The 15292-nt window shown below is 54.3% G+C and carries 11 protein-coding genes and 1 other annotated feature; of the genes, 6 read left to right on the plus strand and 5 right to left on the minus strand.

Annotated features, from left to right (window positions below):
- Window positions 1-18: 18 nt before the first annotated feature.
- From ABLU78_RS06915 to rnm, 4 genes are all read right to left on the minus strand, one after another.
- A complete protein-coding gene (locus ABLU78_RS06915) occupies window positions 19-2601 on the minus strand; it encodes an EAL domain-containing protein (protein WP_048228871.1) in 2583 nt (860 codons plus the stop codon).
- Between the two features lie 27 nt (window positions 2602-2628).
- Entirely contained in the window at window positions 2629-5055 is a 2427-nt protein-coding gene (locus tag ABLU78_RS06920; RefSeq protein WP_227505591.1) for an EAL domain-containing protein, read from the minus strand.
- A gap of 296 nt (window positions 5056-5351) precedes the next feature.
- Complete coding sequence (locus ABLU78_RS06925; protein WP_015366212.1) at window positions 5352-5972, minus strand: L-threonylcarbamoyladenylate synthase; 621 nt, start codon at window positions 5970-5972, stop codon at window positions 5352-5354.
- Window positions 5969-6850 carry an RNase AM gene (gene rnm, locus ABLU78_RS06930; protein ID WP_048228872.1) on the minus strand — a complete coding sequence of 294 codons (882 nt, stop codon included), beginning with the start codon at window positions 6848-6850 and terminating at the stop codon, window positions 5969-5971. The genes ABLU78_RS06925 and rnm overlap by 4 nt, the downstream gene beginning before the upstream one ends.
- A 159-nt stretch (window positions 6851-7009) precedes the next feature.
- Window positions 7010-7105, plus strand: a sequence feature (Trp leader region).
- A gap of 35 nt (window positions 7106-7140) precedes the next feature.
- On the opposite strand from rnm, the gene ABLU78_RS06935 reads away from it, so the two are divergent.
- Genes ABLU78_RS06935 through trpA form a run of 5 tightly spaced genes read left to right on the plus strand, consistent with a single transcriptional unit; the run spans window position 7141 to window position 13677 of the window.
- Window positions 7141-8703: an anthranilate synthase component 1 gene (locus ABLU78_RS06935; protein ID WP_015366210.1), complete on the plus strand. Its 1563-nt coding sequence runs from the start codon at window positions 7141-7143 to the stop codon at window positions 8701-8703.
- Window positions 8703-10298, plus strand: a complete 1596-nt coding sequence (trpD, locus tag ABLU78_RS06940) for a bifunctional anthranilate synthase glutamate amidotransferase component TrpG/anthranilate phosphoribosyltransferase TrpD (protein WP_046883196.1) — start codon at window positions 8703-8705, stop codon at window positions 10296-10298. Before ABLU78_RS06935 ends, trpD begins: the two co-directional genes overlap by 1 nt.
- Before the next feature lie 3 nt (window positions 10299-10301).
- Window positions 10302-11660, plus strand: a complete 1359-nt coding sequence (trpCF, locus tag ABLU78_RS06945) for a bifunctional indole-3-glycerol-phosphate synthase TrpC/phosphoribosylanthranilate isomerase TrpF (protein ID WP_015705745.1) — start codon at window positions 10302-10304, stop codon at window positions 11658-11660.
- Between the two features lie 14 nt (window positions 11661-11674).
- Window positions 11675-12868, plus strand: a complete 1194-nt coding sequence (gene trpB, locus ABLU78_RS06950) for a tryptophan synthase subunit beta (RefSeq protein WP_015366207.1) — start codon at window positions 11675-11677, stop codon at window positions 12866-12868.
- Entirely contained in the window at window positions 12868-13677 is an 810-nt protein-coding gene (trpA, locus tag ABLU78_RS06955) for a tryptophan synthase subunit alpha (protein ID WP_015705746.1), read from the plus strand. The genes trpB and trpA overlap by 1 nt, the downstream gene beginning before the upstream one ends.
- A 30-nt stretch (window positions 13678-13707) precedes the next feature.
- Here the strand turns inward: trpA and ABLU78_RS06960 are convergent, their stop codons facing one another.
- On the minus strand, window positions 13708-14163 hold the full coding sequence (locus ABLU78_RS06960) for a MarR family transcriptional regulator (RefSeq protein WP_015705747.1): 456 nt from the start codon (window positions 14161-14163) through the stop codon (window positions 13708-13710).
- Between the two features lie 75 nt (window positions 14164-14238).
- Here ABLU78_RS06960 and ABLU78_RS06965 point away from each other — a divergent pair, with 75 nt between their 5' ends.
- Complete coding sequence (locus tag ABLU78_RS06965) at window positions 14239-15186, plus strand: zinc-binding alcohol dehydrogenase family protein (RefSeq protein WP_048228873.1); 948 nt, start codon at window positions 14239-14241, stop codon at window positions 15184-15186.
- Window positions 15187-15292: the final 106 nt, after the last annotated feature.

Raw genomic sequence — 15292 nt, forward strand, 5'->3', positions numbered from 1 at the left:
TGCGATACATTTCTCTGTCTATAGATTATCGCTCGCCGTCAATGCACTTGCCAGGAAGGGAAAGTCGGCAAATGGCGCCGGGTGACCAAACAGATAACCTTGCGCTTTCTGGCAACCGAGGTCGCGTAACTGGTTTTTTATCGCCTCATCTTCAATACCCTCAGCAACGACGGGTACCTTAAACCCCTGAGCCAGCACAATCAGCGATGCAATCATCGATTCTGCTTTATCATCATCGGCAAATTGGCAAATCAGACGGCGGTCAATTTTGATGCTATCAAATGACAGCGTATGTAAATAAGGCAAACTGGATAAATTGACGCCAAAATCATCCAGCGCGACGGCAATACCATGGCGGCGGAGATAAGCAATCATCCGGCTAATTCGCACAGCATCATTCATCAATAACCGTTCGGTTATCTCAAGACAAATATTGCCCGCGACCAGCCCATGACGATAAATTGCATCCATTAAATGCCAGGCAAAATCCTGTTGCAGGAGTTGAATCGCCGATACGTTGATATGCAGAATAAAGTTCGCCGGCGCCCCGCGGAGAATCATCGCGGAAAGTTCCCGACAGGCCTGTTCAATAATCCAGCGTCCCAGCGGGATTATCAACCCGCTCTCTTCCGCCAGGGGGAGGAAACGATCGGGAGGAATTTCGCCTACCGTTTCGGAGCACCAGCGAAGCAAACATTCTCCTTCCTGAAAAGCGCTTTGATCCTGCAAATCCACAATTGGCTGTAGCATCAGATGAAATTCATGTTGCTGGATCGCATCATGAAGATGCTCATGGAGTTGGATATTATAAAGCTCAGCCTCATGCATCTCGCCGCTGAAAAACGTCGCAACGCCGTTTCCCTGTTTCTGCGCATGGCGTAATGCAATCCATGCCTCACGCAACGTTTGTTCAATATTCTCTGCGTGGATCTCAGTCGTCACCAGGCCAATATTGCCGGTATAAACGTATTTGCTTGCCGTAGGAGACGCTTCATTATTGACGTCGATAAATAGTGAGGAGAGCAGTTCTCTGTAGCGCTGACGCTCTTTTGGCTGAGTTTGTCCTGGAAAAACCACGATGAGCTTATCCACTGTATCGCGGGCAATCAGCGTATTCGTCGGCAGTAAATTATGCAGGCGAAGAATATAATCGCTAATAAATTTTTCACCATACTCCGTACTTAAGGAATTGATAATAGCGTTCATATTACTGATATGTACCAGCGCGAGCAGGTTTCTACCTTGATATAGCGATGTCTGACGCAGTAACCCTGTCCGCGAGAATAACCCGGTGGTTTTATCCTCCTCTATTTCACGCCGTTGGGCGTCGAAACTTTCTGCCAGCTTATGCGATAGCGCCATAAATGTGGTTTCCAGAGAGGCTATTTCCGGGAAATGACGCTTATTATCTGGCGGCGTCCAGCGGTGCGTCGCAAGCTGATCCGCTTTACGGACAATATCTCGCAACGGTTTTACCACCTTCGCCAGGCCATAGAAAACCACCAGCAGACCAAGTACAAAAATGACAAACAGCATGATCATGGTAATGGCTATATATTTAATGATGGTACGGGTAATCATTCTCGCCGGGCTAATCACAATCCCCGTCCAGTGCAATATGTCATCACGGTCGGTGATTGGAAAAGCATCAACATAATATTCTTCTTTGCCGGAACTGAAAAACTGCAATCCCGTATGGTGATTCGCTTTTAACGTGCGACTGGCTGCCACAACAACCGGTAAATGAGTGTTTTCAAGCGTTTGTAGATTCAGCCGTGAGTGTTTTCCCCCGGCCAGCATATTTCGCGTCAATGATGGCACTGATGAAGAAATGAGCTCATTTTTTTCATTAACAATCAGCAGAATACTTTCAGGATGGGGTTTAAATTTTTCCAGGCTTTTATTTAGTTCGTTGAGGTGCAACTCGCTGGCGACGACGCCAACAAACTGTCCCTGGCGATTGAATGCCGGTGAGCTGAACGCAACGCCAATTTCATTTTCATATTCATAATCGCGAAAGGGTTTTGTCCAGTGCGGACGCTGGTCTTTGGCAACCGCCGCATACCATTCGCGCTGCGTTATTTGATAATCCGCACGCACCGCTTTTACTAATGAATTCACCGTCAGGTGACTATACGCCGTCAGATGGTGATCTGTTTGCGCATCTTTTACCGCAAGATAATCATTCGACTCGGCCTGGCCGCGCGCCACTTGAATAAAATCGCCATTGACCGCGCCAAATCCGAGCAGATTCAGATAATGTTTGTTGCTGAAGACGTTATTAGTGGTATTGACCATTTCGCCGATCAGGCTGCGAACCGGGATCGCAGTACTGGATTGACGTCCGATCGCATGAACCAGTATCGCGTTCGATTGCGCGGGAACATCAATATAATCGTGGATGACTTCCTCGATATTGACTCTTTTCGCACGCAGAATATCCTCACTCACCTCATCAAAAAAAGCATAACCTTCGTAGTAGAGAAAAGCATATGTCGTCAGCAGCACGACGAGAATTGTCGTGGCTAAGGTAAATATGATGGCCTGAGTTAGGGTGAACGGGTAGCTGTTGACCGAAAGCTGTTTTTTTAATATTTGCATTGTTATTATCGCCGTTGGTCTATCTCATCATTCCGGTTCAACAACGAAAAACCCATTGGCGACGTCAAAACTATCAAACGTTTTCGGCCGGGAATAATAATATCCCTGGGCCAAATCACAGCCCATCTCCTGCAGTTTTTCTGCCATTTCGCGCGTTTCAACGCCTTCGGCCACCAGCGGCACGGAAAAACTTCGCGCCAACATTAACACCGAGGCGATAACCGCTTCGTTTTTTTTATCATCAAGCACATTGCTGACAAACCCGCGGTCAATCTTCAGACAATCAAATGGCAGCGAATGCAGATACGAGAGGCTGGAATAACCGGAACCAAAATCATCAATCGCTATACATACGCCAAGACGACGTAGATAAGCCAGTATTTCGACAATTCGCCAAGTGTCATGCAGCAAGACACTTTCGGTGATTTCAAGACAAATATTGCTGTTCATCAAATCATTAGCGTGAATTGATTCCAGCAGATGCTGAGCAAAATCAGGTTGCTGAAGCTGAATTGCCGAGATATTGACGTGCAGTTTAAAATCACGCGGCGCGCCGCGCGTGATAAACGCGGCAAGTTCACGACAGGCGGTTTCAATTATCCATTTCCCTAACGGCACAATCATGCCGGTGTGCTCGGCAAGGGCGATAAATTTGTCGGGCGGCACGAAGCCCAACACATTTGATTGCCAGCGGATCAGGCATTCACCTTCTTTACAAGGCCGCTGCGATTCAAATGAAACGATCGGCTGCAAAACGAGATGGAAACCTTCCGAATGGAGATCGTCGCATAACGCCTGATGCAGACGTAGATTATTCACTTCCTCTTCACGCATGGCGGCCGTGAAAAGTTTACTCGTACCGCTACGCTCCATCTGGGCATGCTGTAAAGCCAGACTAACATTCATCAGACATTCGCCGATGTTCTCTGGGGTTAATGATTCAATCAACATGCCAATATGACCAGTAAATATATGCGATTCGCCGGGCATATCAGAAGCAGACATACGAAAAACAGAAGCAAGTAGCGCGCTGTACCAGTCGACATCCTTTTCGGCATACATGCCATCAAAAGCGATAATGAACAAGTCTTCTCGATCACGACAACATAGTGCCCCTTCAGGCAATATTTTGCGAAGGCGTAAAGTAAACTGGTGAATAAACTGTCGGGCCTGAGTCGTACCGAGCACATTCTTAACCGAGTTGTAGTTGTTAACGTATACCATCGCCAACATATTGCGATGACGGTACAGCGACTCACAATGCAGTAAACCGCTACGTGTTAAAAAACCGGTTTCGCTATCTTCTTCCAGTTTGCGGCGTTTAGATTCGAAAGTGTCTGGAATAATTGCATACAGGTTGCTCAATGCTGCATCCAACGAGGCTATTTCCGGAAATACGCGTTTAGTTGGTTTCTTCCACGGCATTAACCCCAGACGCACTTTATCTGCAACGTCCTTTAAGGCGCCGGTGAAATGAGAAATAATCATCATCAGAATCAATATCAGAATAAAAATAAACAGTGTCGTGGCGAAGGTCACAAGTTGACGCTGTTTATTCATTTCCGCCATTTCCGCATGCTGTGGCGCGATAAGTACCGCCTTCCAGTTCAGCAGATGTTGGCGGTCCTGCACGCTAAAGGCGGTCGCCAACAAAGACTCGTCCTCTGTACGCAAGGAAAATGACGTCGGCGACGGCTGCGCCGAGGTAAGCTTTGCTATCAATTGGCGGTCCTGCTGCCATTTATGTTGGTTGCCGGAACGCGCGACAATGCGATTGTTGTCATCGATAAGCAGAAGAGCATAGCTTTTATCCGGCAGGAGACTCTGTAAATAAGCGGTCATATCTGCAGGTGTGGCGCCGCTGGCGATCGCCCCGATGAAGCGGCCTTGTTTATCGTACACTGGCTGGTTCCAGCTCATGATCAAACTGCCGGTAGAGAGAGAGCGTTGCCAGAAACCTTGCGTTTGCTGGCGAGCGCGGCGAAACTGCGGTAAATCAGCAACATTAAACGCGTTATTGACGTTGACAATATTGGTCTGCGGGCTTAAACCGCTGTATTTAACCAGGGAGTGATGATTATCACGCTGGGTTCGTTGTAAATAAATTTGATTACTATGATTGTCACGAATAACAGCAATACTGGAGCCATTTTCCGCAAACCACGACAGGCTCTGGAAGGCGGGCATAGTTTTAAACGCGCGCGCCGTCAAATACACCATTTCAGGAACTAAAGTATCCTTATCGATGTTGTTACTTTCGCCCTGAATATATTGTAAAAATAGATTCGTTATTTGTCGTGGGCGATCGACGGCATCCTCAAGTGTATGCTGAATAAACGCATACTGAGAACCAATGATTTTTTTATCAATGGCACTACTGACCTGACGCGACTGATAGTTAAACAAGCCAGTCAAACTGATAATAATCAGTATTAGCGCCAGCAGTGAAACCACCAGCACGCTTTTTACCAGGGTGATGGGATAGGTATTTGGGGTCAGCTTTGGCATATATTAACGGTAACACTAGAAAGCATGAAAAAATTTAACAGTACTTTCTTCCTCTTAAACGCGTCAGAGGGTTGAATAGTCAGCTTATGCATAATGTTGAATTTCTTTCTGGAAGCAATATCAGTGAGTGATATCGTAAGCGGACTAATAATATAAATAAGAAAGGAGCGACTCAATGCGGAAAGGATTTTAAAATAAATTTAAGCCGCGGGCGACGCGTGAAACGCCACCCGCGAGAAGCATCACTGGAAGGGTTTGATATCACCGACGCCTTCACGAAGCACCACCGGCGCGTCTTCGGTCAGGTCGATAACCGTCGTCGGCTGCTGGCCGAGATAACCGCCGTGAATAATCAGATCGACCACCTTCTCCAGACGGTCTTTAATCTCTTCCGGATCGGACTCCGTGAATTCATTACCTGGCAGCATCAAGGATGTCGAGAGCATCGGTTCGCCAAGCGTTTCCAGCAGCATCTGGGCGATAGGGTTCGCCGGCACGCGCATCCCAATGGTTTTACGCTTTTCTTGCAACAGGCGGCGCGGCACCTCTTTCGTTCCCTTAAGAATGAACGTGTAGTTGCCCGGCGTATTGTTTTTGATAAGACGAAACGCCACGTTATCGACAAACGCGTAGGTCGATAACTCGGAGAGATCGCGGCACATCAGGGTGAAATTGTGGCCATCCGGCAACTGACGGATACGGCAGATCCGCTCCATCGCCCCTTTATCTTCGATTTTGCAACCCAGGGCATAGCCAGAGTCCGTTGGATAAACGATAACCCCGCCCTTACGCACAATTTCCACCGCCTGATTAATCAACCGCGCCTGCGGATTATCGGGATGGATATAGAAAAACTGGCTCATACTTCCCTCTCAATTTGTTCAGCGGCCACTTCCCAACTGCGCCAGATCCCTTCCACGCCAGCGGGTAGCCAAAGTTTGCGCCCCAGTTCAATCCACGGGCAGGGCTGGTGGAAATCCGAACCCTGCGACGCCATCAAACCAAACTGTTGCGCGTAGCTCGCCAGCTGCGCGCGCTCATGCGGCGCCTGCTGGCATTGGGCGACCTCCATCGCGTCGCCGCCCTGCTCGCTAAAATGGGCCAACAGCCGTTTCAGCCATTTGGCAGAAAGATCGTAACGCCCCGGATGGGCGATCACCGCTTTGCCGCCAGAATGATGAATGACATCAATCGCTTGTTTTATTGTACACCACTGCGGCGGAACGTATCCGGTTTTCCCGCGGGCGAGATATTTTTTGAATACATCGGCAATATTGCTCGCAAAGCCGGCTTCAACTAAAAAGCGGGCAAAATGGCCGCGGGTGACCGCGCCGCCATCGGCGAGCTTTAACGCCCCTTCCCAGGCACCGGGGATACGCGCTTTCTCCAACCGTTCGGCAATCATCTGCCCGCGCTGGTTGCGCCGCGCTTTCTGTTCACAGAGCAGTTGCGTCATTGCCGGATGGTTGATATCAATATTCAGTCCGACGATATGAATTTCGTGATTTTCCCACAGGGTGGAAATTTCTACCCCGGTGATAAGCGTGAGCGGCAGTTCAGCCCGCGCAATTTCGGCACGCGCTGCCGGAATGGCCGCCACGCTATCGTGATCGGTGATTGCCAGCGTCCCCACCCGCATCTCATGCGCGCGATGTACCAGCTCTTCTGGAGTCAATCGCCCATCGGAGGCGACGGTATGGCTGTGCAGGTCATAAATGACCGCGTAATTAGTGTCGCTCAAAATGGCTCCTGGTGGACCTGAACTGAAATAAGCGCATTATGATAACGACTGAGAAAGAAAATCTGCAAACAAGGGTTGACTTTATTTTCATGGACTAGTTAACTAGTACGCAAGTTCACACAACGGGTATCTCTGATGAAAGCGCAAATTATTACTCTTCATAGCTGGTGGCGTCGTTCCTGGAATCGGGCGGCGTGATCGCGTTTTGCACTCAGCAAACAGATACCGGGCCCGCCACTGAGCGGGCTTTTTTTTGAACGAAATAATGAACAGAACAGGCGAGAATGATAATGCAAACATCAAAACCAGCGCTCGAGCTTCTCACCAGCGACGCCATCTATCGCGAAAACCCGACGGCGTTATTCCATCAATTATGCGGCGCGCGTCCGGCAACCTTGCTGCTGGAATCGGCCGACATCGATAGTAAAGACGATTTAAAAAGCCTGCTGCTGGTCGATAGCGCCCTGCGCATTACCGCTCTTGGCAATACCGTCACTGTCCAGGCGCTTTCAGCGAACGGCGCCGCGCTGCTTGAACTGCTGGATAACGCATTGCCGTCCGGCATTGAGAATCTGCGCCAGCCGAACAGCCGGGTACTCACCTTCCCGCCGGTTAGCGCCCTGCTGGATGAAGACGCTCGCCTGTGTTCGTTATCGGTGTTCGATGCGTTTCGTCTGTTACAGGATTTGGTCAGCGTCCCGCAGGCCGAGCGCGAAGCGATGTTCTTCGGCGGCCTGTTCGCTTACGACCTGGTGGCCGGTTTTGAGGATTTACCACCGCTCAATACCGATACCGCCTGCCCGGATTACTGTTTCTACCTGGCGGAGACGCTGCTGGTCATCGATCACCAGACCAAAAGCACCCGCATTCAGGCGAGCCTGTTCACGCCGCTGGAGAATGAGAAACAGCGTCTTCTGCAACGTATCGCCCAGCTTCGCCAGCAGTTAAATGAACCGCCCGCGCCGCTGCCGGTGACAACGGTTGCCGAAATGCGCTGCGACGTCGATCAGAGCGATGAAGAGTACGGCGCCGTGGTGCGCAAAATGCAGCGCGCCATTCGCGCGGGCGAAATTTTCCAGGTCGTGCCGTCGCGCCGCTTCTCCCTCCCCTGCCCGTCGCCGCTGGCCTCGTACGATGTGCTGAAAAAGAGCAATCCCAGCCCGTATATGTTCTTTATGCAGGATAACGATTTCACCCTGTTCGGCGCATCGCCGGAAAGCTCGCTGAAATACGACGCCGTCAGCCGCCAGATTGAGATCTACCCCATTGCCGGCACCCGTCCGCGCGGCCGCCGCGCCGATGGTTCGCTGGATCGCGATCTCGATAGCCGTATTGAGCTGGAGATGCGTACCGACCACAAAGAACTTTCTGAACATCTGATGCTGGTCGACCTGGCCCGTAACGATCTGGCCCGCATCTGTACCCCGGGTAGCCGCTACGTGGCGGATTTAACCAAAGTCGATCGCTACTCCTTTGTGATGCATCTGGTTTCCCGCGTGGTCGGCGAACTGCGCCGCGATCTTGATGTCCTGCACGCCTACCGCGCCTGCATGAATATGGGCACCCTTAGCGGCGCGCCGAAAGTTCGCGCCATGCAGCTAATCGCCGCCGCGGAAGGCAAGCGTCGCGGTAGCTACGGCGGCGCGGTCGGCTACTTTACCGCCCATGGCGACCTCGATACCTGCATCGTGATCCGCTCAGCCTACGTTGAGGATGGCATTGCTACCGTGCAGGCGGGCGCCGGTATCGTGCTCGATTCCGTTCCGCAATCCGAGGCGGATGAAACCCGTAATAAAGCTCGCGCCGTGCTGCGCGCCATTGCTCAGGCCCACCACGCGAAGGAGACTTTCTAATGGCCGACATCCTGCTGCTCGATAATATCGACTCCTTTACCTATAACCTCGCCGACCAGCTGCGGGCTAACGGCCACAACGTGGTTATTTATCGTAATACCGTACCGGCACAATCGCTGATTGAACGTATCGGCACCATGGATAATCCGGTGCTGATGCTCTCTCCGGGGCCGGGAACCCCAAGCGAAGCCGGCTGCATGCCCGAGCTGCTGACCCGCCTGCGCGGCAAGTTACCGATTATCGGTATCTGCCTCGGCCACCAGGCCATCGTGGAAGCCTACGGCGGCTATGTCGGCCAGGCGGGAGAAATCCTTCACGGCAAAGCCTCCAGTATTGAGCATGACGGCCAGGCGATGTTCGCCGGTCTCGCCAACCCGCTGCCGGTAGCTCGCTACCATTCACTGGTCGGCAGCAATATTCCGGCCGGGCTCACCATTAACGCCAATTTCAACGGTATGGTGATGGCGGTTCGCCACGACGCCGATCGCGTCTGCGGCTTCCAGTTCCATCCGGAGTCGATTCTGACTACCCAGGGAGCGCTACTGCTGGAGCAAACGCTGGCATGGGCGCTGCAGAAACTGGAGCAGACCAATGTCGTACAGCCGATTCTGGAAAAACTGTACCAGGCCGAGACGCTGAGCCAGCAGGAGAGCCACGTGCTGTTTTCCGCCGTCGTGCGCGGCGAAGTGAAGCCGGAACAGCTGGCCGCCGCGCTGGTAAGCATGAAAGTGCGCGGCGAACAACCACAGGAAATTGCCGGCGCCGCTACCGCGCTGCTGGAAAACGCCGCGCCGTTCCCGCGCCCGGATTATCAGTTTGCCGATATCGTCGGTACCGGCGGCGATGGCAGCAACAGTATCAATATCTCAACCGCCAGCGCCTTTGTCGCCGCCGCCTGCGGTTTAAAGGTGGCGAAACACGGTAACCGCAGCGTCTCCAGTAAATCTGGCTCGTCCGATCTGCTGGCCGCGTTTGGCATCAACCTGGATATGAATGCCGATAAATCGCGCGCCGCGCTGGATGAACTGGGCGTCTGCTTCCTGTTCGCGCCGAAATACCACACCGGTTTCCGCCACGCGATGCCGGTCCGCCAGCAGTTGAAAACGCGCACCTTGTTTAACGTGTTGGGGCCGCTTATCAATCCGGCGCACCCGCCGCTGGCATTGATTGGCGTCTACAGCCCGGAACTGGTGTTGCCGATTGCAGAAACCTTGCGCGTACTCGGTTATCAACGTGCCGCCGTGGTACACAGCGGCGGCATGGACGAAGTCTCGTTGCATGCGCCGACCGTGGTCGCCGAACTCAATAACGGCGAAATCCAAAGCTATCAACTGACCGCCGCCGACTTCGGCCTGACGCCATATCATCAGGATCAACTGGCCGGCGGCACGCCGGAAGAAAACCGTGACATTCTCACGCGCTTGCTACAAGGTAAAGGTGAAGCCGCTCATGAAGCCGCCGTCGCCGCCAACGTCGCCATGTTGATGCGTTTACACGGGCATGAAGACCTGAAAGCCAACGCCCAGCAGGTGCTGGATGTGCTGCACAGCGGAGCGGCCTATGACAGAGTGACCGCATTAGCGGCAAGAGGGTAAATAATGCAGACCGTTTTAGCAAAAATCGTTGCTGACAAAGCGATTTGGGTAGAAGCCCGCAAACAACAACAACCGTTAGCCAGTTTTCAGAATGACATCGTGCCGTCCGAACGCCATTTTTACGATGCGCTGGCCGGCGCCCGCACCGCTTTTATTCTCGAGTGCAAAAAGGCGTCGCCGTCGAAGGGACTGATTCGTGAAGATTTCGACCCGGCGACCATCGCCGGGGTTTATAAGCACTACGCCTCGGCAATTTCGGTACTGTGCGATGAGAAATATTTTCAGGGCAGCTTTGATTTTCTGCCGATCGTCAGCAAAGTCGCGCCGCAGCCGATTCTGTGTAAAGACTTCACCATTGATCCTTACCAGATTTACCTCGCGCGTTACTACCAGGCCGATGCCTGCCTGCTGATGCTTTCGGTGCTCGATGATGATCAATATCGCCAGCTCGCCGCCGTCGCCCACAGTCTCAATATGGGCGTCCTGACCGAGGTCAGCAATGAAGAAGAGCTGGAGCGCGCGATTGCGCTGAAGGCCAAAGTCGTCGGCATTAACAACCGCGATCTGCGCGATATGTCGATTGATCTGAACCGCACGCGTCAACTGGCGCCGCGCCTCGGCCCGGATGTCACCGTGATCAGCGAATCCGGAATCCATACCTATGGCGAAGTCCGCGAACTGAGCCACTTCGCCAACGGCTTCCTGATTGGCTCGGCGCTGATGGAGCAACCGGATCTCAGCGCTGCGGTGAAGCGCGTGCTGTTAGGTGAGAACAAGGTCTGCGGCCTGACTCGTCCGCAGGATGCGCAAGTCGCCTGGGAGGCGGGCGCCATCTACGGCGGCCTGATTTTCGTCGATAGTTCGCCGCGTGCCGTTAACGACCAGCAGGCACAGGCGGTAATGGCCGCCGCGCCGCTTAGCTACGTTGGCGTGTTCCGTGATGCAGCCGTTGAAGAGGTCGTCACCCGCGCGACCAAATTGAAACTCGCCGCGGTCCAGCTTCATGGAAGCGAAGACCAGGCCTGGATTGATGCCCTGCGCGCGGCGCTGCCGGAGCAGATCCAAATCTGGAAGGCGCTGAGCGTCGGCGAAACGCTGCCGCCGCGTAACCTCAATCATGTGGCCAGATATGTCTTTGACAACGGTCAGGGCGGGAGCGGTCAACGCTTCGACTGGTCGCTGCTGCAGGGCCAGGACCTACGTAACGTGATGCTGGCAGGCGGCCTCAGCGCCGATAACTGCGTAGAAGCCGCGAAAAGCGGCTGTGCCGGACTCGATTTCAACTCAGGCGTAGAGTCGCAGCCGGGAATAAAAGAGGCAAGCCTGGTGGCTGCCGTTTTCCAGACGCTGCGCGCATATTAAGGAGCAATGCAATAATGAGCACTTTACTGAACCCGTATTTCGGCGAATTCGGCGGTATGTACGTTCCGCAGATCCTGATGCCCGCCCTGCGCCAGCTGGAAGAAGCTTTCGTCAGCGCGCAAAAAGATCCTGAATTTCAGGCTGAATTCACCGACCTGCTGAAAAACTACGCGGGTCGTCCGACGGCGCTGACCAAATGCCGCAATCTGACCGAAGGCACCCGCACCACGCTGTACCTCAAGCGTGAAGACCTGCTCCACGGCGGCGCGCACAAAACCAACCAGGTGCTGGGCCAGGCGCTACTGGCCAAACGTATGGGCAAAACGGAAATTATCGCCGAAACCGGCGCCGGCCAACACGGTGTCGCCTCGGCGCTGGCCAGCGCCCTGCTCGGTCTGAAATGCCGCATCTATATGGGCGCCAAAGACGTCGAGCGCCAGTCGCCGAACGTCTTCCGCATGCGCCTGATGGGTGCGGAGGTCATTCCAGTGCACAGCGGTTCCGCCACCCTGAAAGATGCCTGTAACGAAGCGCTGCGCGACTGGTCCGGCAGCTACGAGAAGGCGCACTACATGCTCGGCACTGCCGCTGGCCCGCATCCATTCCCGACTATCGTGCGTGAATTCCAGCGCATGATCGGCGAAGAAACCAAAGCGCAGATCCTTGAGAAAGAAGGACGCCTGCCGGACGCGGTGATCGCCTGCGTTGGCGGTGGTTCTAACGCCATCGGCATGTTCGCTGATTTCATTGATGAATCCCGCGTTGGCCTGATTGGCGTCGAGCCTGCCGGCCACGGTATCGAAACCGGCGAGCACGGCGCGCCGCTGAAGCACGGTCGCGTCGGCATTTACTTCGGCATGAAGTCGCCGATGATGCAAACTTCCGACGGGCAGATCGAAGAATCTTATTCTATCTCCGCCGGGCTGGATTTCCCGTCAGTGGGTCCGCAGCATGCGTTCCTTAACAGCACCGGGCGCGCCGAGTATGTGTCAATTACCGACAACGAAGCGCTGGATGCCTTTAAAGCGCTCTCCCGCCATGAAGGCATTATCCCGGCGCTGGAGTCGTCCCACGCTCTGGCGCACGCGCTGAAGATGATGCGCGAGAACCCGGATAAAGAGCAGTTGCTGGTGGTTAACCTGTCTGGCCGCGGCGATAAAGACATCTTCACCGTACACGACATTTTGAAAGCGCGAGGGGAAATCTGATGGAACGTTACGAGACGCTATTTGCACAGTTAAAAAACCGCCAGGAAGGCGCCTTTGTTCCCTTCGTCACCCTCGGCGATCCGGGGCCGGAACAGTCGCTGAAAATCATCGATGCGCTGATTGAAGCCGGCGCCGATGCGCTGGAATTGGGGATCCCCTTCTCCGACCCGCTGGCCGACGGCCCGACGATTCAGGGTGCCACATTGCGCGCTTTTGCCGCCGGCGTCACCCCGGCGCAGTGCTTCGAAATGCTGGCGGCGATCCGCCACAAGCATCCGACAATCCCAATCGGCCTTTTGATGTACGCGAACCTGGTGTTCAGCCCGGGGATTGATGAGTTCTACGCCGAATGCGCGCGTGTCGGCGTGGATTCCGTGCTGGTCGCCGACGTGCCGGTCGAAGAGTCCGCCCCGTTCCGCCAGGCCGCCCTGCGTCATAACATTGCGCCGATTTTCATCTGCCCGCCAAATGCCGATGACGATTTACTGCGCCAGATTGCCTCCTATGGCCGCGGCTATACCTACCTGCTATCGCGCGCTGGCGTGACAGGCGCGGAAAACCGCGCCGCGCTGCCGCTACATCATCTGATTGAAAAACTGGCGGAATATAACGCCGCGCCGCCGCTGCAGGGCTTTGGCATCTCGGCGCCGGAGCAGGTTTCCGCCGCCATTGACGCCGGTGCCGCCGGGGCAATATCCGGCTCGGCCATCGTCAAGATTATCGAGCGCAATCTTGAGCAGCCGCAGAACATGCTCGCAGAGCTAAAAACCTTCGTGCGCAGTTTGAAAGCAGCGACCAAAACCGCCTGACCCTTTGTCGCCCGGCCTCACGCCGGGCGGCTATTTCCGCTGCAGGCTGTTGGCGTATTTTCGCGTTAAGCGAAACAGCGCCAGCACCTCATCTTCTGACCATCCAGCCAGCACCTGATTCATTAACCGCCGCCGCGCAACGGCAATAGCGTCGATCATCCGCTGCCCCTTTTCGCTAAGCGTCACCTCGCTAATCCGCCGGTCTTTGGCATTGGCCTGCTTGCAGGCAAGGCCCTGAGCCTCGAGCTTTTTCACCTGCCGGCTGACGGTGGTGTAATCGCGGCCTAAATGATCCGCCAGCTCAACTACCCCCACCGGGCCATAGCGCCCTACCGCCACCAGTAGTGGGAAGAGCATCTGTTCAAGCTGTACCCCTGCCGCCTGTAATATCTGCTCATCGCGCAGCGGTTGATTCATCACGCTGATGATATCTAACAGCGCGCCGTGAAAGTCGGTGATGTCGTAATTATTATGTGCATCTTGCATATATTAGTTAACCGCGTATAGTGCTCCTGAAGAATATGTGCATATTACACATAATTATCATCAGGGGATAATGTTATGAAAGCCGCCGTGGTATTTGATCTTAGCGAAGGCCCGATATGGGCCGATTTTAGCGAACCGCAGCCTGCAGCCGGACACACGCTGATCGACGTTCGCGCCGCCGCCATTAGCCACGTAGTTAAGGGCCGGGCATCGGGACGTCATTATAGTTTTGACGGCACGCTGCCGTTTGTCGTCGGTATCGATGGCGTCGGTATGACCTCTGACGGCCAGCGCGTCTCTTTTGCTTTCCCCAGCGCGCCGTTCGGCAGTATGGCGCAACGCGCGCCGGTCGCGCTGCAGAATTGCCTGCCGCTGCCGGATGCACTTGATGACATCAGCGCCGCGGCCATGGCCAATCCGGGCATGTCTGCCTGGGCTGCGCTTGTCAAACGGGCGCAGTTTCAGGCCGGCGAAACGGTACTGATTAACGGCGCCACCGGCAGCGCCGGGCAGCTGGCGGTGCAGATTGCCCGCTACCTCGGTGCGAAAAAAATCATTGCCACCGGGCGCAATGCGCAAGCGCTGACCGCCCTCGCAGCCGATGAATGCATTAACTTAACGGCCGATGAGCAGACGCTAAATGCGCAGTTTGCCACCGCCAGCGCCGGGCAAATCGATGTGGTTGTGGATTATTTGTGGGGCCGCAGCGCAGAGTTGCTGCTGCCTATACTGGCGAAATATACCCCCGGCGATAAGCCGGTACGTTATGTGCAGGTGGGTTCTCTTGCCGGAGCGGATATCAGATTAAATGGCGCGGTGCTTCGCGCCGCGCCGCTACAGCTCATGGGTAGCGGCATCGGCAGCCTGAGCATGCCACAACTGCTGGCGGCAACCGGGGAGATGCTGCAGGCGGCGGTTCCCGGTCATTTTACCATCGCCACCACGCCGCTACCGCTCCGCGATGTCGCTGCGGCATGGCCGCGTGATAACAGCCAGAAACGCACGGTTTTCACCCTTGATTAAAAAAATGCGCCTCCGCACAAACTCTGGGGTTGATATCTTAAATGAGAAATATTATCTTTCTCATTACCGAATAGTTGAGTGAACAACTCAGGTATTCGGTACGACA

This window comes from Klebsiella sp. JN_Kp122 (assembly GCF_040062085.1).
In the GTDB taxonomy this organism is placed as follows: Bacteria; Pseudomonadota; Gammaproteobacteria; order Enterobacterales; family Enterobacteriaceae; genus Klebsiella; species Klebsiella aerogenes.